Origin of the sequence: Latilactobacillus fuchuensis, from assembly GCF_900258455.1 — a bacterium.
GTDB lineage: Bacteria > Bacillota > Bacilli > Lactobacillales > Lactobacillaceae > Latilactobacillus > Latilactobacillus fuchuensis.
The window spans coordinates 1,496,748-1,516,592 of the sequence record NZ_LT984417.1 but is presented as its reverse complement, the minus strand read 5'-3'; the positions used below and the strand labels follow the sequence as shown (position 1 = coordinate 1,516,592).

Below are 19,845 nucleotides of genomic sequence, written 5' to 3'. Positions count from 1 at the left end.
GGGGCGATTGGATGAAACATTGGAAAATAATAGTAGTGGGTTTAATTTGTCTGCTGATTGGTGGGATGATTGGGAATGTCTGGCCCGTCAATCAGTTAACCGCATCGTCGAATCAGGCAACGAATCAGTCACGGCGACCACTGATTTTTGTGCCCGGTTCCGGTGGAACGCAAGAAAGTTATAATCGGATGTTGCAGACGTTAAATCGGACTAAGCAACACAGTATTCTAAAAATAACGGTCGCCGATAACGGTGATTTGAAGGTGACTGGAAAACTGAAATCAGGTGATAAAAAGCCGCTGATGGTTGTGGCATTTGTCAATAATGCTGACGGTGATCAGAATGTGGCACTTCAAACGGCGTTATTTAAAACCACGCTTCGTCAACTTGAGAAACGGTATCATTTTAAGCAATTTGATGGTGTCGGTTATTCTAATGGTGGGTTGGTGTTAACGCAGTTTGCGGAACAGGATAGTCACCGGACAGCCCTTAAGCGGTTAATGACGATTGGCACGCCGTACAATGATTTAAACCCGAAGGCGAGTCAAAAAAGTGCGATGTTAAAAAGTTTATTGGCCGATCGAAAGAAATTATCGAAGCAGTTGACTGTTTTTTCGTTAGGCAATATTGTTGAGGGTGATAGCGATGGGATTGTACCGATTAGTAGTGTTTTAGCGGGGCGTCAAATATTTACGAATCAAGTTGCCCATTTTACCACGTTAATGACCAATGATCCACAAGCGGCCCATACAGAACTCATCGATAATCAGACGATTATCTGGTTTGTGAAACGGGTGATGATTAATCGAGAAACACCAATTTAAGGTAATGCAAAGGGGATTAGTGAGATGAAAGCATTCCAATTATTTAAACACCAGAACACCCATTTTTGGCATCATTGGTGGCAATACGGCAAGGTCGTTTTGACGATTGAATTATTGATCGGTTTAATCTGTGTGCCAGTGCTTAATCTGTTAGCGAATACGATTTTAAATTTAGGTCGGGTTAAATACGTCTCTTACACTAATCTGGGTCAGTTATTAAAACAACAACCGTGGGTGATCTTAGCTTTATTAGTCATTTTAGGGCTTATCTTAGCGTTGGTTTTCACCCAATTTACGTTGTTATTATTGGGCTTTTATCATGTTCGTCATCGACAGACGGTTACGTTTGGGACCGAAATGAAGATGGCGGTCAGCCAAATCAGACAATTGCCAATTAGCGCAATCGGTTTTTTTAGCTTATATTTTTTAATCATTTTACCTTTTAGTCAAATTGGTTTCACCAGTCAATTATTAAGTAAGGTCAAAATTCCCCGCTTCATTTTGGATTGGTTAATTAGTGAACATCCAATGTTGGCCGGATTAGTGGCCATCTTGTATCTGCTCATTTTATATTTGGGTTTACGGTGGTTATTTGTCCTACCGTTAATGATTCTGGAACAACAACCGATTCGCCAAGCCATGCGCTTGAGCTGGGCGAAAACGGCGCACCGCAGTTGGGGCTATGCGCGCTACATTATGACGGTTGGTTTAGCGGTATTGGTCGTCGTTGGGCTATCGTTCGGTGGTTTGTTAGCGATTCAATCGGGACTGGATCATTATTGGCACGCAGGTGCGCTTAGTGGGGCCATCATTAACTTGAGTTTAACCCAAGTGATTAGTGTCTTAGCCAGTATTTACGGGACGAGCATGATTGCATTGTTAATGTTATCGGAAGTTGAACAACAATCTCCTAATTTTGCCATTGCTAATCGCGGGCATTATCGCTTAAAACAAGGCCTTTGGGTCGGATTTTTCGTCGTCACGGGTTTCTTGTTTGTTGGATATAGTGTTCTTTATTTTCAAGGTTTCTTGGCGCAACAACCGATGACCATTTCCCACCGTGGGGTTGATAACGGTAACGGGGTTCAAAATACGATTCCGGCGTTACAACGGACTGCTCGTGAGAAGCCGGACTACGTTGAAATGGATGTTCAAGAAACCAAAGACCATCAATTTGTTGTGTTGCATGATGAAAATTTGAAACATCTAGCAGGAATCGATCAGTCGCCCAGCGACTTAACGCTAGCGCAACTTCAAAAAATAACGGTGCACGAAAATGGCTATTCAGCTAAAATCGTTAGTTTTGATGATTACTACCGAGCGGCGCGACAAGCTCATCAGAAATTATTAATTGAATTTAAAAAAACGCCAGCAATGACTAAGGGATTTGTTAAGCGATTTGCAACACAATACGGGTCGACCATTCGTAAAAATGGGGATTTGGTGCATTCGCTGGACTATACGTTAATTCAACAGAGTCGACGGGACATGCCGAAAGTCGGGGCGAGTTACATTTTGTCGTTTAATCTGGTTGGCGTGCCGAAAACGACAGCCAATTATTTCACGATGGAATACACAACCTTGAACGATACGTTTATCGATAACGTTCATGCGCAACATAAAAAAGTGTTGGCTTGGACGGTCAACGATGCGGATGACATGGATCAGTTGATGTTGAAAAATGTTGACGGGATTATTACCGACCAATTGGGGACGTTGAATACTGAAATTAAAGCGAATTTTAAACCAAATACTTACACGATGCGGTTGTTAAATTACATGATTGATATGCCGGCTAGTCAAATCTAAAAAAATAGCGTACTAAAAAACGGCTAATCTGATGACGGATTAGCCGTTTTTGATTTATTATTTAGGCGGTTAAATCGTTGAGGAGACTATGGCTAATCAGTCCACCAACGATTAGAATTAAGACTTCTGTTAGCGGAACACTGAACCAGACCCCGGTTAAACCGAATAGACTAGCGAGAATCAAGACACTACTAATTAAGACGATATACCCTCGCATAATGGCGACAAAGAACGATAGTCGTGGTTGTGCGATGGCGGTCATGAAGAGGTTATTGACGATATTGAGACTGGAGAAAAAGAAACTGATAAAGATTAGTGGAATCCCGGCTGAAGCGTATTTAACCAATAATTGATTTTGTTCGTGGTTAAAGAGGGCAATAATCGGTTGTTTGAAGAGGATTAAAACTAGGTATAAGCAAACTGCAATGCCAAAGGCTGAAGCGAGACCGATTCGCAGACTCGTCCGGACGTTAGCAAAATGCCGTTTACCAAACTCACGACTGACAATCGGTTGAACACCAACTGCAACGCCGTTAAATAAGGATAACCCGACAATCAAGATGTTCGCGATAATCCCATAAGCCGCGACCGCATAATTGCCAGCTAAATGTAAAATCACGAGGTTAAACACAAAGATGCTGACCCCAGTACTCATTTCAGTTAGAAATGACGGGAAGCCCAAATGAATGGCGGTGAAGGTTGGTTTTAGATTTAAGTCTAATTTTTTTAAGGTTAATAAGCGTTCAGGATGGTGGCGATGGCGCGTTAGAATCAGCAGACTAACCAACGGTGAACAGATTGTCGCTAAAGCCGCACCTAGCATACCCATGTGCAATGGAAACATCAAAATGTAATCAAAGACAATCACGAATAGGCTTTGGGAAAGCGTCGCAATCATCGTGAGATGTGGATTACTGTCATTTCGAATAAAACTTAAAACCAGATTATTGATAATGAATAAGGGGCTACCAATTAGAATAATCCGCAAATAAGTTAGTGCAGGGGCCATCGTTTCATGATTGGCGCCCAGCAAATGTAACAGTGGTCGGATAAAGATTAAGCCACTAATCATAATAATTAGGCCTAATAGAATAGCGAAGGTTAAGACTTCGGTAAAAATTTGTTGACTCTTTTCAGGATGGCGAACTTTGTTAATGGAGAAAATCGTCGCGCCCCCGATGCCGAGCATTAAACCAAGGCCGTTGAATAAATTGAAGATTGGTAAATCAATGTTCAATGCGGCTAAACCAATGGGACCAACCGCAAAAGCGATGAAATAGGTATCGGCTAGGATAGAGATTGATAGGCCGAGTGAGCTAAAGACATCTCGAACAATGTAACCCGTTAATTCTTTTTTGATACTGGGTGAACTTGACATTAAAACACTCCTATTCAATTGGTAGTGGGGTTGCCTGTAAACGTGCGATGAGGTGCTGGATTGGCGTCGGCAGTTCTTTACGGGCAACAAGGTAGAACTGACGTTGATACTGTTTGGAAAGCGGTTGATAAGCAATTTCTGGATAATCAAGGAGTGCAGCACTAGAAATGAGTGATTGACCAACACCTTGTCGTAATAATTGTACGATTATTGCGTTGCTTTTAATAGTCATCGTTTGCGTTAATGTTAAATTATTTTCTTTCAAGTAGTTCATCGTGTAATGATAAACCCCGGAACCTTCCTCACGCAATAACCAAGGTTGGTTAGGTTGTCCCGCTAAAACGAGTTGGTCGGATTGCAGTGTAGTCCGAATTAAATTCTTTTCAGTTAATGGTTTTTCGATAAAACCAAAATCTAATTTATGTTGGGTCAGTTGTTCGACAATTTGGGAGGAATTAAAAGTACTAATTTCGAGTGCGAGGCCGCTTAAATCGGTTTGATGACGTTGCAATAGTGCGGGTAGCAGGTACATACCGGTGGTGTGTGAAGCCGCAATACGACAAGGAATCGGTTGATGGGTTAGTGGTGCTTGCAAGGCTTGTAAATCTTGTTGCCACAGATCCAATAGGTGTTGTGCTTGTTGGTAGAATAAATCAGCGCTTGGTGTTGGACTAATTTGTTGGCGCCCGTTGCGTTCAAAAAGGGTGACCCCTAAAGTTGCCTCAAGTTGTTTGATTTGAACCGAAACAGTTGGTTGGGATAAAAATAAGAGTTGGGCGGCGGTGGTGAAGTTTTTGGTTTCATAAACGGTTTTGAAAATTTGGAGTGCTTTGAACATTTAATCACTTCCATTAATTATTTTAATAACAACTATTATAAAGATTTATTTTATTAATTGAAAGCTTTTCGGTATAGTTAAGTTATTGATTAACAGAGGAGTTTGATGAGATGAAAAAAGTGTTGCAGAATTTACCAGGTTTTGGGTTGTCATTGGCGATTGCAATTATCAGTTATTTAATCGCTAAATGGTGGTTACCGATGTTGGGCGGCGCGACAGTTGCGTTATTTATCGGGATTATTTTAGGTAATACTTGCCTCAAACAACCGGTCTTAGCAGCTGGTACTCAATTTTCCGAAAAGAAATTATTGGAATATTCCGTGTTCTTATTGGGCGCGACGATCACGTTTCAGAGTATTCAACAAATCGGTTGGAACGGGGTGTTATTCACCGCAATCCAAATGAGCTGCACGATCGGTTTTGCGATTTGGTTTGGTAAAAGGCTGCAATTCAGCGAAGGAACCTATCTATTGATGGCCGGAGGTAACGCAGTTTGTGGTTCGTCAGCGATTGGTGCAATTGCCCCAGTCGTTGAAGCCGACAATGAGGAAACTGGAATTGCGATCACGATGGTCAATTTGATGGGGACCGTTCTGATGTTAATTTTGCCAGTCATCGGAACACTTTTATGGCACGGTAATGATCAATTGCGCGGGATTTTAATCGGTGGCACCGTTCAATCCGTTGGCCAAGTTGTCGCCAGTGCCACGATGGTCAACCAATCAACCGTTGTGACGGCAACTCTATTTAAGATTCTACGGATTATTTGTTTAGTTTTTGTTGTCAGTACGTTTGGTTATTTACATCAGAAACAACAAACGAAAGCTAGCGATGTTAAATTGAGCCAACAATTATTAGCGAAGAAAAGTAGTTTAGTGCCTTGGTACGTCTTAGGATTCCTTGCATTTTGTATTTTAAATAGCTTGCGGTTCTTACCCAATGGCTTTGGTGATTTTTGCCACTTCTTGAGTACTTGGTGTGAAACAACCGCTTTGGCAGCGATTGGCTTGCGTTTAAACTTGAAGAAATTATTCAGCCAAGGTAAACAATTGATGGCTTACGCTGGCGGAATTGTTGGTGTCCAAGTTGTCTTAGCGATTATCTTAATTACCGTTTTATTCTAAATTGAAAAAAAGCAACGGCACCGCCTATTTTAATGAGGCGATGTCGCTGCTTTTTTAGTTATTCGTGATTGATTAGGCTTGATAAGTGCCAACTTGTGGCACACTCTTCAATGTCTTGGGCGTGTGATGTGAATTTGCAAAAAAGTCAGTTAAATCCTGACCCGCTTTTAAACCTTTATAGTGTTTGCCACCGGCCCAAGGACCGATTGCGGATAAGTCATAGACGATTCCGTCAACCGCGACGTAGGCCGGTTGACCATCCTGCCCGTTAAATTGGGCAAGCGTTTTTTGATTAAAAATAGTGTCGTTCATCCTAAAAACCTCCTGTTGGAAACTGTTGCTATTAATATAGCGCTTTTATAATTAATTAACAACAATTAAGTTGTGTGCGGAGTAATTGTTTTTTTATGTTTTTATATCCGCTATCTACGGTACTAAAAAAGATTTGCCAGTTGTTGCCAACTTAAAAATCCGCTATACTACAAGTCGAAAGAAGGTTGTTTAATGTCAGAACAAGATCGTTTTTATCAACCCCAAAACGTTAAAGACGCCATGCGTTTCGTTCAAAAATTATTTAATCAATATAATCAAGCAAATTTAACGGATGAATTGATTGCTTATCACCAAAAACTAACCCTTTATTTAACCGATGACGTGTTAGCCGAAGTGCAAAAAAGCGACAATCCAGAACAACTCAAAAAATTACAGGTGATGATTACTGTCATGCAGGACTGGCTAAAGATTCGTTTGAGCGGCAAACCATATGCGGGTAAAATGCAACATTTTGAATACATTGCCGATCAAGAACATACGAGTTTTAAACATCGGACGATCAAAGGTGGCAAGCGCCCCGGTAATCTCCGGACATCCCACCATTAAAATTTCTCTTGTTATTTTATCAAAAAGTGCTAGACTATTTCTGTAAGCACTTGGGTCCATAGCTCAGTTGGGAGAGCGCCTGCTCCGCAAGTAGGAGGTCGCCAGTTCGAATCTGGTTGGATCCATCGCAGTTTTCGAAAAGCCAGCAAATTAATTTGCTGACTTTTTTATTTGCAGTTCAATTGTAAATTCGGCATACTAACGGTAACGTATTTTAGAGGATAAGGGTGGCAAAATAATTGTTTAAACGAAAAAGCGATTGGTTTTTAATATTAGCGCTCGTCATGATGGCTGTTTTATTTTACAGTTCATCGATGACGTATCATGAACAAACGTCGGTACCGCTGCTAGAACGATTATTGCACGCACAACCGTTAAAAAGTTGGTTGAGTCAATTTTCATTTCAGTATGCAGGTAGTGAACAAAGTATCAAAGTCAGTGGTTATTTTAAATTTGTCGAATTTTTTGTCCGTAAAGGGGCCCATTTTGGGACTTATTTCCTATTAGGTTTGTTTAGCTATCTGGGATTGCGACCACGGCTGACGGGTGCCGGTTTAGCGGTGATTTTCAGTTGGTTAGCCACGACCGGTTATGCGGCCACTGACGAATTCCACCAAATGTTAACCGGTGATCGGACACCACTATTTCAAGATGTGATATTAGATAGTGTCGGCGCACTGACCGGTATCGTGTTATTTCTAATCATCGAACGGTTATGGCGCTTGAAAAAAAGACGATAACCTTAGTGTGATTGCTTTTAGCGTGTGAATTTGCTATCATAGTATTCGTCTAAAAGAGTCAAGTAATTCAATCTATAAACGAAAAGGGGAGTTAGATATGTCAGGACATTCAAAATGGCATAATATTCAAGGCCGCAAAAATGCACAAGATGCAAAACGGGGCAAAATTTTCCAAAAATTATCTCGTGAGCTTTTCATGGCCGCGAGAAGTGGTGGTCCTGACCCAAGTTCTAACGCTTCGTTACGTTTAATTATGGATAAGGCCCGCGCAGCAAACATGCCTAAGGATAATATTAAACGGGCATTGGATAAAGCTGAAGGTAGCGACGGCGCTCATTACGATGAAATTACTTATGAAGGTTACGCACCAGGTGGCGTGGCTGTCTTAGTTCACGCGTTAACTGATAATAAAAACCGGACTAGTTCTGAAGTTCGCATCGCTTTTACCCGCAATGGTGGGACGATGGGCGCTTCTGGTTCAGTGGCTTACATGTTTGACCGTCTTGGTTACATTGCCATTGCCCGCGAAGGCTTAGACGTTGATGAAGATCAAATGTTTGATGATATTCTTGAAGCTGGTGCTGATGATTTACAAACATCAGACGATGTTTTTGAAATCTACACAGATGCTAAAGAATTAGCCAAAGTGCGTGATATCTTAGAGAAGAAATATACATTAGCCAATGCTGAATTAACGATGATTCCACAAAATACGACACCCGTTGCCGAAGATAAAGTGGAACAATTCGAACACATGATTGATGCGTTAGAAGATAATGATGATGTTCAAGATGTTTATACGGCTGGTGAACTACCAGACGCTGAATAGCGTATTAATGAAAGATTAACGGTTAAATTCGTTAATCTTTTTTTGTTGCCGAAAATTTTGAAGCGATTGCGTAAGTGAAGGTAGGAGGGAGGCGTCAAGATGGCAATTCAAGATGAATTACAGACGTTGTTAGTTGATTGTTGTCAGCACCGAACGCAAGATTTATATTTTCGACCAATCGCAACTGGCTGGCAATTAGCAGAACGTCGCGCAACGGGGCTGGTGCAACGAGAACCAGTCAATCAAGCGGTCGGTGAAAAGCTGATTAACCGGTTGAAATATCTAGCAGGGATGGATATTAGTGAGAATCGACGGCCCCAAACCGGGCGTTCCGAAATCACGATTGATCAGGAGGTGGTCTATTTAAGATTAGCAACGATTGGCGATTTTTTGAACCGGGAAAGTTTAGTCATTCGGTTTATTTATCCATTATTAACGGCCTATCGGTGTGCGCAGGTTAGCCAATTAGCACAATTGGAAGCAGTTGTGCAACAGTCAGGACTGGTGCTCTTTGCGGGCCCGACCGGTTCGGGGAAGACGACTAGTTTGTATTATTTAGCGAGTCAGGTGATGCAAGAGCGGATGGTCGTGACGATTGAAGATCCAATTGAGATTAAACAACCTGAATTTCTACAGTTACAAGTGAATCAGGAAGCGGGATTGAGTTATGCGGCGCTGTTAAAAATCAGTTTACGGCTGCGACCAGACACGTTAATCATTGGCGAGATTCGCGATTTAGCGACGGCCCAACACGCGGTGACGGCAGCGTTAAGCGGGCATTTAGTATTAAGCACGATTCATGCGCGCAATGCCCAAGGGGTCGTCCAACGATTAATCAACTTAGGCATTGAACCAGCCCAATTAACGACGTGTTTAACGTGTGTTGCTTATCAATCGTTAGTGTTGAATTCACAAGCGCAACTGGCGGCACACTATGATATTTTAATGGCTGCTGATTTGGAGGTAGACGATGACCTTTAATCAGCGCCGTCAATTAGCTAATTTTCAGGCCGAGTTATTAACGATGTTGGGTCAGTTATTACAAAATGGTTTTTCGTTAAAACAAGCCTTTCAATTTTTACCGGCGGTTTTTCCGAAACAGACGACCCGCTTAACGCAAATTAATCAGCAATTAGCGGCTGGTAGCGGGTTAGCACAAAGTCTAAAGGCAGTCGGATTTGACGCCGATGTGATTGCTCAAATTGAATTAACCGAATTACAAGGGCACATGGGGCTTTGTTTAAGTCATCTCGGCCAGCTACAGAAAATTCGGCAAAAGCGCCGGCAAGAATTATTGGGGTTATTAGCCTATCCGCTTTTTTTGTTGGTCTTTTTATTGACTCTGATTGGCCTATTAAGGGGATACCTGTTGCCGGAAATTAAAGCATTAGGGCAACAGTCAACCGGTATTTTGCCGTTAACCTATTTATTAATCGTCTGTCTAATCCTAGTCGGGATTGGTTTGTTAGTGGGGGTGGTTCTCCACGGCTATCAACGACGGTTACCAATTTTGGCGCAACTTGAATGGCGCTTTAAATTGCCATTCATCGGACCAGTCATCCAACAATATTATCAATACTATCTGGTTTTCGATTTAGCGACCTGTTTACAAAATGGTTTAACGTTAACCGAAATGGGTCAACTGATGCAAAAGCTAGCGACTAAGTCGTGGTTGGCGGCGGTCGTCCAACAGTTAGAAGCTGGCCTAGCAGCGGGCAATTCGCTCGTTGCGCATTTAACGGCCTCTAGTTTTTACCCATTAGAATTACGTTTAATACTAGTCAAGGGAAACCCACCGGCACAATTGGCCAAAGAAGTTGAAATGTTGGCGGATCTTAAATATACCGCGTTACAAAATCATCTAAAACGCCAGTTAAGTTGGTTACAGCCGATGCTATTTATTCTGATTGGCTTGATTATTATTTGCACCTATCTCAGTATTTTATTGCCGTTATATCAAACAATGGAGGGAATTGCATGATGCGTCAAAAAAAGGCTTTTACTCTGATCGAAATGGTGATCGTTTTAGCGATCATCGCGTTATTAATTTTGCTGATTGCGCCAAACTTAATGCAACAAAAAAACATGGCTGAGAAAAAAACCGACCAGGCGATGGTGACCACGATTCAAACCCAAGTCGAATTAGCGAAAGAAGACGGAAAAGGGAATCCGACGATGGCTGATTTACAGCGTCGGGATTTTCTATCGCCAGCACAGGTTAAACACGCTAAAGAACGGGGGATTGAGATTAATGACGGGGTGGTTAAGAAAAAATAAGGCGTTCACCTTAATTGAAAGCTGTGTCGTCTTAGCGTTGATTGTTGGATTAACCTGGTTCCCAATTCAACGTTATCAACGATTTCAAGCCCAACAAGCCGAACGGTTGTTTTTTCAAGAGTTTGAAACGACTTGGCAATCAATGCGCCAATATGTTGCGACCGAACCAGATAGTGTGGTGATTACAATGTATCCACAAGGGCGGCGGATTGAATTTAGCGTCACTCGTCAGCAACAGTATAATTGTCAAATCGAAATTCCGAAGACTTTAAAATTAACCGTTGAGCAATGGCAAGGATTGATTTTAAAACAAGATTATGGGGTCAATCCGCGGACGTTGACGTTTAAATCGACGATTAATCAACGACGCTATGATTATAAAATTCAAATGATGTGGGGGATGCTACACGTTTAAACAGCAGAAAGCCTTTATTTTAGTCGAACACGTCGTGGCTTTAACGCTTTTATTGATTAATAGTTTGGTATTGACGGCTTGTTTACAACAATATCAACAAACGTTACAACAACGGCGCAATCAAGCGGACATCCACGCGGTGCTTAAAATGGCGACGACTCAGCTGGCCGCGCAGGATCAATTGACGACTGAATGGCAATATCATTCACAACCATATCGGTGTCGCAAAGGCACCGATTGGATTCGGATTCAACAAGTAAAGACGGGTGAGACAATTGAAATTCATTGGACGGGTGACTAGACCAGCGTTTACCTTAATTGAAATGGTGATTTCGTTGGTGGTATTAATCCTATGCACCCAATTATTATTAGTGAGCGTTCGCTTATTGGGTCAGATGACAACGTTAGCGAATGCAAATCAGCAGAATATTAGTTGGCAAATTGGGATGGTGCAACTCGATCGATTTTTGGAAGAGGCGTATTTTATGAAGCATAAAACGGATGAAGGTCAAAATAAAATCATTTTTAAAAAGCAGGAACCAGATAATATTTATCATTTGAAACAGGTTAAACAGGAACTCGTCGTTGTCAGTCAGGATGAGGGGTATATGCCGTTGATTGGTAACTTAAGACGCATTCAATTCAGCTATCACGAACCGATGTTAAGTCTGCAAGGCACTTTTAAAGATGGGACGGTTTATCAACATCGATGCTACATGGAACAATCCCATGCGCAATAAACGTTCCGGGATGGCCCTATTGAATGCGGTGCTGTTGTTGAGTGTGACGGCGGGCTTGTTATTGATTGTCACGCGTAGTTATCAACAACAAGCGTTGACCTATACGCGGTTAACGCGCTATTATCAAGCGCAGAGTTTGGCCAATTTAACCCAATCAGCAGCAAAAAAACGGCACATTAAAGGCTTAAAAACGACGCTTGGGACCACTAAAATTAATTGGAAAACGCGTCAAATCACCGTGCAATTAGACAGTGGTTACCAAAAACAGTTTCGATTGAGGGGTGGAACAGAGTCGAAATAAAAATACTATTTGATAAAGCGCTTACTATCGACTATACTACTTAATATAACCATCTGTATTACTTGCTTTGCCGTTGGATTACCGCTAAAATATAACAGGAATCTAATGAATAGAGGTGGCTATTTTGCCTAAGAGTGCTGTAGAAAGTTTGTTTGATCAATTGGATCAGACAACAACATTAATTGAACAGAATTTGGAAACAACTTATTTGGATGCACTGACTGAATCCATCGCCAACATTGCCGATGGCGGTCGGGTCAAAGTGGTTGACGGCTTACCTGATCAACAGACGGTCAGTCAGTTGAACGCGTTGTACGCCGAAATCAACCTTAAGCAATATGATGCGGAATTGATTCGTCAAGCAATCCAATTGGTCACACTAAAAGGGTTACGCCAAGTCAAGGTTGAACCCAACAAGCAGATGACACCTGATGCGATTGGCTATCTAGTCGCTTATCTAGCTGAAGTTTTCAGTGGCGGGACCGCCTTTAAGACAATCTTGGATCCGGTTGCTGGAACGGGGAATTTATTAACGACGGTCATGAATCATTTGCAAAGTATCACCAAGCAAGCGATGCGTGGGTTTGCCGTTGATAACGACGACAGTTTGTTGGAGATTGCTGGGATTAGCAGTGAATTGCAACAGTTGGATACGACGTTATTTCATCAAGACGCGATTGAACCTTTGATGATTGAACCCGTTGGACTAGCGGTCGCTGATCTACCAATTGGCTTTTATCCAATCGATGAGCGCGCTCAAGACTTTGAAACCCGTGCGCAAACCGGTCATTCATATGCCCATCATTTGTTGATCGAACAGACGATGCATTATGTCCAAGACGGTGGTTTTGGGTTCTTCTTAGTGCCAAACGTGATTTTAGAAACCGATGAGGCCAAGCAATTGGTGAAATGGGTGACGAAACACGTTTATCTGCAAGGGTTATTGAGTCTACCAGCTAACTTGTTTAAAACTAAAGAAGGTCAAAAGGCCATCTTAATTTTACAAAAAAAGGGTGCTGGCGCCCAACAAGCGAAACAGATTCTTTTAGGTGAGTTTCCAAATTCAAATGATCAAAAGGCTTTTGCCGATTATCTACAGAAAATTCGGACATGGCATCAAGAAAATTTAGTATAACTCATATAGAAAAGGTGATTAGATGTCAAAAGTATTAGCAATTAACGCAGGTAGCTCAACACTAAAATGGCAATTATTTATTATGCCAGAAGAAACAGTCGTCGCTAAAGGGATGGTTGATCGTTTAGGGTTAACCGATTCTGTTTTTACGGTTAAATACGGGGATGGTCAAAAATTCTCAATGACTCAAGATATCGAAACCCAAGATTTGGCTGTTGAATTATTGTTACAAAAGTTAATTGAATTTAAAATCATCGCAGACTATGCTGAAATTAGTGGGATTGGTCATCGAGTGGTTGCTGGTGGCGAAGATTTCAAAACGTCAGCAGTCATCAACGAAGACTCACTCAAACGGATTGAAGAATTATCTGAATATGCGCCATTACACAATCCTTCAGAAGCCCGCGTGATTCGCGCCTTCCGGAAGATATTGCCGAATGTACCGCAAGTCGCTGTTTTCGATACCTCGTTCCATACAACGATGCCAGAAGAAAATTACCTATACAGCTTGCCACTAGAATACTATCGCAAGTATGGTGCCCGTAAGTACGGTGCACATGGGACAAGTCATCGTTACGTGTCACAACGCGCAGCTGAAATGGTCGGCAAACCATTGAAAGACTTGAAGATGATTACGATGCATTTAGGTAGTGGCGTTTCAATGACTGCTATCAAAGATGGTAAATCGTTAGATACGTCGATGGGCTTCACACCACTGGCTGGGTTGACGATGAGTACCCGTTCAGGTGATATTGATGCGTCATTAGTGGCTTTCTTGATGGCAAAATTAAACATCAAGGACCCTGCCGAAATGATTGATATTTTAAATAAAAAATCAGGCATCTACGGTATTTCTGGTTTATCACCCGATATGCGTGATCTCGAACAAACGCGTGAAGAACGCCCTGAATCACAATTAGCGATTGATATTTTTGTTAACCGTTTAATTAAATACGTGGGTTCATACGTGGCCATCATGGGTGGCTTAGACGTCCTAGTCATTACCGCTGGGATGGGCGAAGGCGATATCTTGATGCGTCAACGGATTGGTGATCGTTTAGGTTATTTCGGTGTTCAAGTTGATCCAGAACGCAACAATGTGATGGCGCAAGAACGGATTATCAGTACGGATGATTCCAAAGTCAAAGTATTGTTAGTGCCAACGAACGAAGAAGTCATGATTGCCAGAGATGTGGTCACATTAGGCAATCTTTAAAATATGAAAGGTAGCAAACTGCTACCTTTTTTTGATGGAGGCAACAATGAGTAAATTTGCAATATTTTATGGTTTATTAGCAATTGGATTATTAATCGTCTGGATTTTTGCGCAATTCCAAATGGTCTATCGCGCTAAAAGTAATCGGTTATGGCAAGCAATGATGACGGTTGCAGCGCTTATCCTATGTGGGGTAACGGTAGTCGTGATTGGTGATTTAAGTGATAAGGTGACCGGTCTAGGGTCTGCTTTGATTTTATTAGTCCTAGCATTCTGGCCAAAAGGGTTAACGAAGAATAGTGTCGTCGCTAACGTCAATACGATTCGGCAATTTGCCGCAATTTCAAAAATTGAATTAACACCAGTTGAATCCGTGGTTGAATTAAAGTTTTTCGCAGGTGAGATGCAAATCGCTAAATTGAAATTTAACGTGGCGCAAAAAACGCTGGTCGCCTTTTTACAAGCGCGAATCCCTAAGAAGCGCTTAGTGATTAATAAGGGCTAGGTCTTTCATCTAAGCGGGATTTATGCTAAAATATGCTATGCATATATCGGGGGCGTTACGGATTCGACATGTGTAGGTGAGCGTGAGTCGCACTTCGTAGGTTACGTCTACGTAAAAACGTTACAGTTAATTATAACTGCAAACAATAACAATTCTTACGCTGTAGCTGCCTAAACACCAGCATAGCGTGATCCGCCTGACTTTACCTAAGGGTTAGATACGGGTCTCAAATTAATTAGGTTACGTTAAACATTGCCGCTTGAGGTGTTTAAAAGAGATTTGCAAGCTAGCTGGATCATACTAGCCCTGTCGAATGGCGTTTTGATTCAGCGAAATCCCAAATGATTTGGCTATGAGTGTAGAAGCTGGCGTGGCAATGCGCATGGACGCGGGTTCAACCCCCGCCGCCTCCATAAAAGGTTGTTTTTAAAACATTTTAAAATCTGTTTAATGGCTTCAAACGTCACCGTAACGACGTTTGGGGTCATTTTTTTGTGGCTTGAAAAGGAAGTGAATAAGCGGGTGTCACACAAAAAACACACATTTGATTCAGGTGATTTTAAGGTGAAAAATTGCATAAAAAAACTAATCCGAAAAATAATGGGATTAGTTTGGATAACGTTATTCAGTGGTGAGTGACACAATATTGCTTGTTTGATAATAGGTTGTGGGTTGGTCGTCTAAAGTCAGCCAATCAGCATCCGCTAACAGTCCGGCGAGACTCGCAAGCGGATTGGTGTGGGTTTCGGTTGTAATTGATTCAGAGGTACCCTTAAAAATTTCCTCCAGATAAAAAGCTTGGTCCTCACCGACGTTAAGATAACTGGTATCGTTCTTCCAAGCGTGAATCGTATCGGTGGCTTGAACGACGAGGGTTTGATTGTTGGCAAATATTAATTTGAATGACATAGTAGCGACCTCCTATAGAGTAATGATTGAACTAACTTTATTATAGCAGTGGTTGTTCAATCGGGAGCGTTTAAAGCCTCATCAAGTTGTTCTTTTTGACAGCGGTATCAGTGAAGCCTAGAATGGAGTTGTTAAAAAGGGGGCGTTCGGCATGGCGAATGAAGAACGACTGGATAGTTTAACGACTGAAATTGAAAGTACCGTTAAGAAAGTCGCAAGTGACTTTAAACGGGTCACCAAACAAGCTCAATCAAAGACTAAGGCCTAATGAAGGCTCAACGTATCATCTAGCAAATTTTGGATGATGCGTTTTTAATTTTAGCAAATCAATTCGCTTTTAAAGAACAGGCTTGGTATAATTTAAAGGACAGTTAGAGGAAGTAGGTACAATAATGGATTACGCAGAAATGGTAGATCGGCAAAAACACATTCGTAATTTTTCGATTATCGCCCATATTGATCACGGTAAATCAACATTGGCTGATCGAATCTTAGAAATGACGGATACAATTGCCAAGCGCGATATGCAAGCCCAAATCTTAGATGATATGGAACTTGAACGCGAACGGGGGATTACAATTAAATTAAATGCGGTCGAATTGCATTATCATGCGAAAGACGGCGAAACTTATATTTTCCATCTTATCGATACACCCGGGCACGTCGATTTCTCCTATGAAGTTTCGCGGAGTTTAGCGGCCTGTGAAGGGGCACTCTTAGTCGTTGACGCGGCGCAAGGGGTCGAAGCTCAAACGTTAGCCAACGTTTATTTAGCCATCGATGATGATTTAGAAATTGTGCCAGTTATCAATAAAATTGATTTGCCATCTGCGCAACCAGAGGTCGTTAAAGCTGAAATTGAAGAAATGATTGGGTTAGATGCTTCCGAAGCCGTTTTAGCCAGTGCTAAAAGCGGGATTGGGATTGCAGAAATTCTAGAAAAAATCGTGGCGGACGTGCCGGCCCCAACTGGTGATTTAAAGGCGCCCTTAAAAGCCTTAATCTTTGATTCAGTTTACGATAGTTACCGCGGGGTCGTTTTAAACGTCCGCGTCTTTGAAGGCACGGTTAAACCGGGTGATCGGATTCGTTTAATGAATAGCGAAAAAGAATTTGAAGTGACTGAAGTCGGTGTGATGTCACCGAAAGCCGTTAAACGTGATTTTTTGATGGTCGGCGATGTTGGTTATATTACCGCTAGCATTAAAACGATTCAAGATACGCGGGTTGGTGATACCGTGACTTCAGCGGATAATCCTGCTGAAGAGGCGTTGAAAGGTTATCGCCATATTCAACCGATGGTGTATTCAGGGATGTATCCCGTCGATAACGCGAAATTTAACGATTTACGTGAAGCCTTAGAAAAGCTCCAACTGAATGATGCGGCTTTAGAATTTGAACCGGAATCATCCCAAGCGTTAGGGTTTGGTTTCCGTTGTGGTTTCTTAGGCCTTTTGCACATGGATGTCGTTCAAGAACGATTGGAACGTGAATTTAATTTAGACTTGATTATGACGGCGCCGTCCGTTGATTATCACGTTAATTTAACCGATGGCACCGAAGTGGTTGTTGATAATCCATCAGAAATGCCAGAACCTTCTAACATTAGTGAGCTTAAAGAACCGTACGTTAAAGCGTCAATCATGGTGCCGAATGAATATGTTGGGTCGGTCATGGAATTAGCGCAACGTAAACGGGGCGAATTTGTCACGATGGATTATTTAGATACTTATCGGGTCAACGTGATTTATAATATGCCGTTGTCCGAAATTATCTTTGATTTCTTCGATGATTTGAAATCGAATACTAAAGGTTACGCATCATTCGATTATGATGTGACTGGTTATCGCGCGAGTGAATTGGTCAAAATGGATATTTTATTGAATGGTGAATCGGTTGATGCGTTGAGTTTCATCGTTCATCGTGATTTTGCTTTTGAACGCGGCAAGGCGATTGTTGGTAAGTTGAAAGAAACGATTCCGCGTCAACAATTTGAAGTACCGATTCAAGCAGCCATTGGCAATAAAGTCATCGCACGATCAACCGTTAAAGCTTTCCGGAAAAACGTGTTGGCTAAATGTTATGGTGGCGATATTTCGCGGAAACGTAAATTACTTGAGAAACAAAAAGCCGGTAAGAAACGGATGAAATCCGTGGGTTCTGTGGAAGTGCCGCAGGAAGCCTTCATGTCCATTTTGAAGATGAATGATGAAGATAAGACCGGTAAATAAGGATTCTTAAAAATAAAATAATCACAAAGTAGTCGTTTTGCCGACCATTTGCCTACGCGATTTTGAGTAGGTCGGCAAATCGGCTATTTTTTTCTTAAAAAAGCCCCGATTGAAGCGCTTTACATGGTATATTTAAAGTACCAAAAGGAGGGTTTACCATGATTATGAATTATCAACATATTTTAGTGGGAATCGACGGTTCTAAAGCGGCAGATCGCGCATTCGAACGCGCAATCGCAGTGGCGAAGGGCAACCAGGCAACGCTTGATATTGCTCAAATTATTCCTGATGGTGATTTTGCAGTTTCAGCAGTTGGTTTATCAGCTAATTTAATCGCACATGAAAAAACAATTATTCAAGCCAAATTGGCTGAAAAAGTCGAATACGCGCAGCAACAAGGCGTACGGAATGTTAACTCAATTCTGAAATTTTCAACACCACGTCAAGAATTAACGAAGACGATTCCCGAAGCACGAAACACTGATTTAATCATTTTAGGGACCAGTGGACAAGGTGCCATTGATCGTTTTGTCCTAGGCTCAGTGGCACAATACGCGAGCACGCACGCCAAGATTGATGTTTTATTGGTGCGATAAAAGTCAGCTGTGACAGAACTCGGTTATCAATTGAGTATCAAGTTAAAAATGCGGTCTATCCAGAACTAAGGATAGACCGCATTTTAAATTTGAACGGAAATTGATGAGTTATGGCGCGCGTTAAAGTAAATATTCGTTTGACTATGGGATTACTGAGACTAATATGGTAGCTACTTTTTTGCTATTTACAATTAGTCTGTATAACGAACAGCAGTGCCATACGCCGCAACTGATTGCATATCTGTGCCGATTGAACCGGAATCGAAACGCATCATGACAACCGCGTCAGCACCCATTTCAGCTGCATTTTTACGGAGGCGGCTAATCGCAACGTCGCGTGATTCAGTCATCATTTCGGTATAAGCACCGATTTCGCCACCAACGACGTTTTTTAATGAAGCACCGATATTTTTAAAGACGTTTTTAGATTGGGTCGTTAAACCGAAGACTTCGCCCAAAACTTCGTAGTTTTTACCAGGGATCTTTTCGGTAGTTGTGATTAAGATTTGCTCTGTCATATTAAACACTCCTTCGGAATCGTTAATTTACTTGCTAATGATAGCGTAGCAGATATGCTAAAGGTGGTCAATTAAATTGCTATCAATCGATGACTTTTAAAGCCTTTTGAGGGACATCTTTTTGAGGAACAGCTTCGTAACCATTTTCTGCTTTGGCACGGGTGTAGCTGATTTTGAGATAAGCATTGCGTTTGAGTGGCGTATTGTCTTCTTTGACGCTAGTGAAGTTTAATTGCTTCGTCTGACCATCTTGATCAGCCCCTTGCAATTGGTAGCGATAACTGACGAATTTGGTGCCATCATCTCCCTGGCCGTCTTCACGTTGTCCGTTAGTTGTCACCTTTACATAATAATAGTGAGGACTGTAGCGGTATTGATAGATGCCTCCTAAACCCAATAGGATTAGAATTGCGAGTGCGATGATTAATATTTTCTTGGCCATTGAAGGCACCTCCTAAGTTGATAAGTTTATTATGCCGGAAAATTAGTTTGTGCACCATTTATTTGGCTAACAGTCAGCTAACAAATTTGTTAGGTCGTTAAACCAATTTAGAATGCAAAATAAAAACAGTCAAAATACT

The 19,845-nt window shown here is 41.7% G+C and carries 24 protein-coding genes, 1 tRNA gene and 1 other RNA gene; 20 read left to right on the top strand and 6 right to left on the bottom strand.

Translation table 11 applies throughout. From position 1 onward, the window contains the following. Nucleotides 1-11 precede the first annotated feature (11 nt). Nucleotides 12-824, top strand: a complete 813-nt coding sequence (locus LFUMFP_RS07200) for an alpha/beta hydrolase (RefSeq protein WP_025083523.1) — start codon at nucleotides 12-14, stop codon at nucleotides 822-824. A gap of 24 nt (nucleotides 825-848) precedes the next feature. Beyond that, nucleotides 849-2,633: a glycerophosphoryl diester phosphodiesterase membrane domain-containing protein gene (locus LFUMFP_RS07195; protein ID WP_106483341.1), complete on the top strand. Its 1,785-nt coding sequence runs from the start codon at nucleotides 849-851 to the stop codon at nucleotides 2,631-2,633. Nucleotides 2,634-2,694: 61 nt separating this feature from the next. Here the strand turns inward: LFUMFP_RS07195 and LFUMFP_RS07190 are convergent, their stop codons facing one another. Continuing rightward, the gene (locus LFUMFP_RS07190) at nucleotides 2,695-4,011 is read right to left on the bottom strand and encodes an MATE family efflux transporter (RefSeq protein WP_106483340.1); all 1,317 of its coding nucleotides are present in this window, start codon (nucleotides 4,009-4,011) and stop codon (nucleotides 2,695-2,697) included. A 10-nt stretch (nucleotides 4,012-4,021) separates the two neighbouring features. Next, nucleotides 4,022-4,849 carry a LysR substrate-binding domain-containing protein gene (locus LFUMFP_RS07185; protein ID WP_025083520.1) on the bottom strand — a complete coding sequence of 276 codons (828 nt, stop codon included), beginning with the start codon at nucleotides 4,847-4,849 and terminating at the stop codon, nucleotides 4,022-4,024. 110 nt (nucleotides 4,850-4,959) lie between these two features. Here LFUMFP_RS07185 and LFUMFP_RS07180 point away from each other — a divergent pair, with 110 nt between their 5' ends. Next, nucleotides 4,960-5,973, top strand: a complete 1,014-nt coding sequence (locus LFUMFP_RS07180) for a YeiH family protein (RefSeq protein ID WP_025083519.1) — start codon at nucleotides 4,960-4,962, stop codon at nucleotides 5,971-5,973. A gap of 72 nt (nucleotides 5,974-6,045) precedes the next feature. Here the strand turns inward: LFUMFP_RS07180 and LFUMFP_RS07175 are convergent, their stop codons facing one another. Then, on the bottom strand, nucleotides 6,046-6,285 hold the full coding sequence (locus LFUMFP_RS07175; protein WP_025083518.1) for a cytochrome b5 domain-containing protein: 240 nt from the start codon (nucleotides 6,283-6,285) through the stop codon (nucleotides 6,046-6,048). A 192-nt stretch (nucleotides 6,286-6,477) separates the two neighbouring features. Between LFUMFP_RS07175 and LFUMFP_RS07170 the strand changes: the two genes are divergently transcribed. From LFUMFP_RS07170 to ssrA, 15 genes are all read left to right on the top strand, one after another. Then, entirely contained in the window at nucleotides 6,478-6,852 is a 375-nt protein-coding gene (locus LFUMFP_RS07170; RefSeq protein WP_025083517.1) for a hypothetical protein, read from the top strand. 52 nt (nucleotides 6,853-6,904) lie between these two features. Next, nucleotides 6,905-6,977: transfer RNA gene (locus LFUMFP_RS07165), tRNA-Ala, on the top strand. Nucleotides 6,978-7,091: 114 nt separating this feature from the next. Beyond that, nucleotides 7,092-7,592 (top strand): VanZ family protein, encoded by a 501-nt coding sequence (locus LFUMFP_RS07160; protein WP_106483339.1) that lies wholly within the window; start codon nucleotides 7,092-7,094, stop codon nucleotides 7,590-7,592. A 97-nt stretch (nucleotides 7,593-7,689) separates the two neighbouring features. Continuing rightward, nucleotides 7,690-8,421, top strand: coding sequence for a YebC/PmpR family DNA-binding transcriptional regulator (locus LFUMFP_RS07155; protein ID WP_106483338.1), 732 nt, complete (start codon nucleotides 7,690-7,692; stop codon nucleotides 8,419-8,421). Between the two features lie 99 nt (nucleotides 8,422-8,520). Further along, the gene (comGA, locus tag LFUMFP_RS07150; RefSeq protein WP_106483337.1) at nucleotides 8,521-9,402 is read left to right on the top strand and encodes a competence type IV pilus ATPase ComGA; all 882 of its coding nucleotides are present in this window, start codon (nucleotides 8,521-8,523) and stop codon (nucleotides 9,400-9,402) included. After that, complete coding sequence (gene comGB, locus LFUMFP_RS07145) at nucleotides 9,392-10,402, top strand: competence type IV pilus assembly protein ComGB (protein ID WP_106483336.1); 1,011 nt, start codon at nucleotides 9,392-9,394, stop codon at nucleotides 10,400-10,402. The genes comGA and comGB overlap by 11 nt, the downstream gene beginning before the upstream one ends. Then, nucleotides 10,399-10,698 (top strand): competence type IV pilus major pilin ComGC, encoded by a 300-nt coding sequence (gene comGC / locus LFUMFP_RS07140; protein WP_106483335.1) that lies wholly within the window; start codon nucleotides 10,399-10,401, stop codon nucleotides 10,696-10,698. The genes comGB and comGC overlap by 4 nt, the downstream gene beginning before the upstream one ends. Then, complete coding sequence (locus LFUMFP_RS07135; protein ID WP_106483334.1) at nucleotides 10,673-11,113, top strand: hypothetical protein; 441 nt, start codon at nucleotides 10,673-10,675, stop codon at nucleotides 11,111-11,113. The genes comGC and LFUMFP_RS07135 overlap by 26 nt, the downstream gene beginning before the upstream one ends. Before the next feature lie 34 nt (nucleotides 11,114-11,147). Next, entirely contained in the window at nucleotides 11,148-11,414 is a 267-nt protein-coding gene (locus tag LFUMFP_RS07130) for a hypothetical protein (RefSeq protein ID WP_106483333.1), read from the top strand. Next, nucleotides 11,380-11,853: a ComGF family competence protein gene (locus LFUMFP_RS07125; RefSeq protein ID WP_233210633.1), complete on the top strand. Its 474-nt coding sequence runs from the start codon at nucleotides 11,380-11,382 to the stop codon at nucleotides 11,851-11,853. The genes LFUMFP_RS07130 and LFUMFP_RS07125 overlap by 35 nt, the downstream gene beginning before the upstream one ends. Then, nucleotides 11,843-12,154, top strand: a complete 312-nt coding sequence (locus LFUMFP_RS07120; RefSeq protein ID WP_025083508.1) for a hypothetical protein — start codon at nucleotides 11,843-11,845, stop codon at nucleotides 12,152-12,154. The genes LFUMFP_RS07125 and LFUMFP_RS07120 overlap by 11 nt, the downstream gene beginning before the upstream one ends. 124 nt (nucleotides 12,155-12,278) lie before the next feature. Next, entirely contained in the window at nucleotides 12,279-13,289 is a 1,011-nt protein-coding gene (locus LFUMFP_RS07115) for a class I SAM-dependent methyltransferase (protein ID WP_025083507.1), read from the top strand. 22 nt (nucleotides 13,290-13,311) lie between these two features. Continuing rightward, a complete protein-coding gene (locus LFUMFP_RS07110; RefSeq protein WP_025083506.1) occupies nucleotides 13,312-14,505 on the top strand; it encodes an acetate/propionate family kinase in 1,194 nt (397 codons plus the stop codon). 46 nt (nucleotides 14,506-14,551) lie between these two features. Continuing rightward, nucleotides 14,552-15,010 carry a hypothetical protein gene (locus LFUMFP_RS07105; protein WP_025083505.1) on the top strand — a complete coding sequence of 153 codons (459 nt, stop codon included), beginning with the start codon at nucleotides 14,552-14,554 and terminating at the stop codon, nucleotides 15,008-15,010. Nucleotides 15,011-15,058: 48 nt separating this feature from the next. Continuing rightward, nucleotides 15,059-15,426: a transfer-messenger RNA gene (gene ssrA / locus LFUMFP_RS07100) on the top strand. Nucleotides 15,427-15,631: 205 nt separating this feature from the next. On the opposite strand, the gene LFUMFP_RS07090 is transcribed toward ssrA, so the two are convergent. Further along, the gene (locus tag LFUMFP_RS07090) at nucleotides 15,632-15,919 is read right to left on the bottom strand and encodes a hypothetical protein (protein WP_025083504.1); all 288 of its coding nucleotides are present in this window, start codon (nucleotides 15,917-15,919) and stop codon (nucleotides 15,632-15,634) included. A 392-nt stretch (nucleotides 15,920-16,311) separates the two neighbouring features. Here LFUMFP_RS07090 and lepA point away from each other — a divergent pair, with 392 nt between their 5' ends. Further along, complete coding sequence (gene lepA / locus LFUMFP_RS07085) at nucleotides 16,312-18,150, top strand: translation elongation factor 4 (protein ID WP_056950685.1); 1,839 nt, start codon at nucleotides 16,312-16,314, stop codon at nucleotides 18,148-18,150. A gap of 158 nt (nucleotides 18,151-18,308) precedes the next feature. Next, nucleotides 18,309-18,746, top strand: a complete 438-nt coding sequence (locus tag LFUMFP_RS07080; RefSeq protein WP_025083503.1) for a universal stress protein — start codon at nucleotides 18,309-18,311, stop codon at nucleotides 18,744-18,746. A 191-nt stretch (nucleotides 18,747-18,937) separates the two neighbouring features. Here the strand turns inward: LFUMFP_RS07080 and LFUMFP_RS07075 are convergent, their stop codons facing one another. Continuing rightward, nucleotides 18,938-19,264 carry a heavy metal-binding domain-containing protein gene (locus LFUMFP_RS07075; RefSeq protein WP_025083502.1) on the bottom strand — a complete coding sequence of 109 codons (327 nt, stop codon included), beginning with the start codon at nucleotides 19,262-19,264 and terminating at the stop codon, nucleotides 18,938-18,940. An 82-nt stretch (nucleotides 19,265-19,346) separates the two neighbouring features. After that, nucleotides 19,347-19,706: a YxeA family protein gene (locus LFUMFP_RS07070; protein WP_025083501.1), complete on the bottom strand. Its 360-nt coding sequence runs from the start codon at nucleotides 19,704-19,706 to the stop codon at nucleotides 19,347-19,349. Nucleotides 19,707-19,845 lie beyond the last annotated feature (139 nt).

Excerpts from the sequence above, each read along its gene's own strand:
- LFUMFP_RS07090 (WP_025083504.1), bottom strand. The coding sequence starts at position 15,919 with ATGTCATTCAAATTAATATTTGCCAACAATCAAACCCTCGTCGTTCAA.
- lepA (WP_056950685.1), top strand. The coding sequence starts at position 16,312 with ATGGATTACGCAGAAATGGTAGATCGGCAAAAACACATTCGTAATTTT.
- LFUMFP_RS07105 (WP_025083505.1), top strand. The coding sequence starts at position 14,552 with ATGAGTAAATTTGCAATATTTTATGGTTTATTAGCAATTGGATTATTA.
- LFUMFP_RS07185 (WP_025083520.1), bottom strand. The coding sequence starts at position 4,849 with ATGTTCAAAGCACTCCAAATTTTCAAAACCGTTTATGAAACCAAAAAC.
- LFUMFP_RS07180 (WP_025083519.1), top strand. The coding sequence starts at position 4,960 with ATGAAAAAAGTGTTGCAGAATTTACCAGGTTTTGGGTTGTCATTGGCG.
- comGA (WP_106483337.1), top strand. The coding sequence starts at position 8,521 with ATGGCAATTCAAGATGAATTACAGACGTTGTTAGTTGATTGTTGTCAG.
- LFUMFP_RS07110 (WP_025083506.1), top strand. The coding sequence starts at position 13,312 with ATGTCAAAAGTATTAGCAATTAACGCAGGTAGCTCAACACTAAAATGG.
- LFUMFP_RS07170 (WP_025083517.1), top strand. The coding sequence starts at position 6,478 with ATGTCAGAACAAGATCGTTTTTATCAACCCCAAAACGTTAAAGACGCC.
- LFUMFP_RS07195 (WP_106483341.1), top strand. The coding sequence starts at position 849 with ATGAAAGCATTCCAATTATTTAAACACCAGAACACCCATTTTTGGCAT.
- LFUMFP_RS07175 (WP_025083518.1), bottom strand. The coding sequence starts at position 6,285 with ATGAACGACACTATTTTTAATCAAAAAACGCTTGCCCAATTTAACGGG.
- LFUMFP_RS07200 (WP_025083523.1), top strand. The coding sequence starts at position 12 with ATGAAACATTGGAAAATAATAGTAGTGGGTTTAATTTGTCTGCTGATT.
- LFUMFP_RS07080 (WP_025083503.1), top strand. The coding sequence starts at position 18,309 with ATGATTATGAATTATCAACATATTTTAGTGGGAATCGACGGTTCTAAA.
- LFUMFP_RS07155 (WP_106483338.1), top strand. The coding sequence starts at position 7,690 with ATGTCAGGACATTCAAAATGGCATAATATTCAAGGCCGCAAAAATGCA.
- LFUMFP_RS07120 (WP_025083508.1), top strand. The coding sequence starts at position 11,843 with ATGCGCAATAAACGTTCCGGGATGGCCCTATTGAATGCGGTGCTGTTG.
- LFUMFP_RS07190 (WP_106483340.1), bottom strand. The coding sequence starts at position 4,011 with ATGTCAAGTTCACCCAGTATCAAAAAAGAATTAACGGGTTACATTGTT.
- comGB (WP_106483336.1), top strand. The coding sequence starts at position 9,392 with ATGACCTTTAATCAGCGCCGTCAATTAGCTAATTTTCAGGCCGAGTTA.
- LFUMFP_RS07075 (WP_025083502.1), bottom strand. The coding sequence starts at position 19,264 with ATGACAGAGCAAATCTTAATCACAACTACCGAAAAGATCCCTGGTAAA.
- LFUMFP_RS07135 (WP_106483334.1), top strand. The coding sequence starts at position 10,673 with ATGACGGGGTGGTTAAGAAAAAATAAGGCGTTCACCTTAATTGAAAGC.
- LFUMFP_RS07070 (WP_025083501.1), bottom strand. The coding sequence starts at position 19,706 with ATGGCCAAGAAAATATTAATCATCGCACTCGCAATTCTAATCCTATTG.
- comGC (WP_106483335.1), top strand. The coding sequence starts at position 10,399 with ATGATGCGTCAAAAAAAGGCTTTTACTCTGATCGAAATGGTGATCGTT.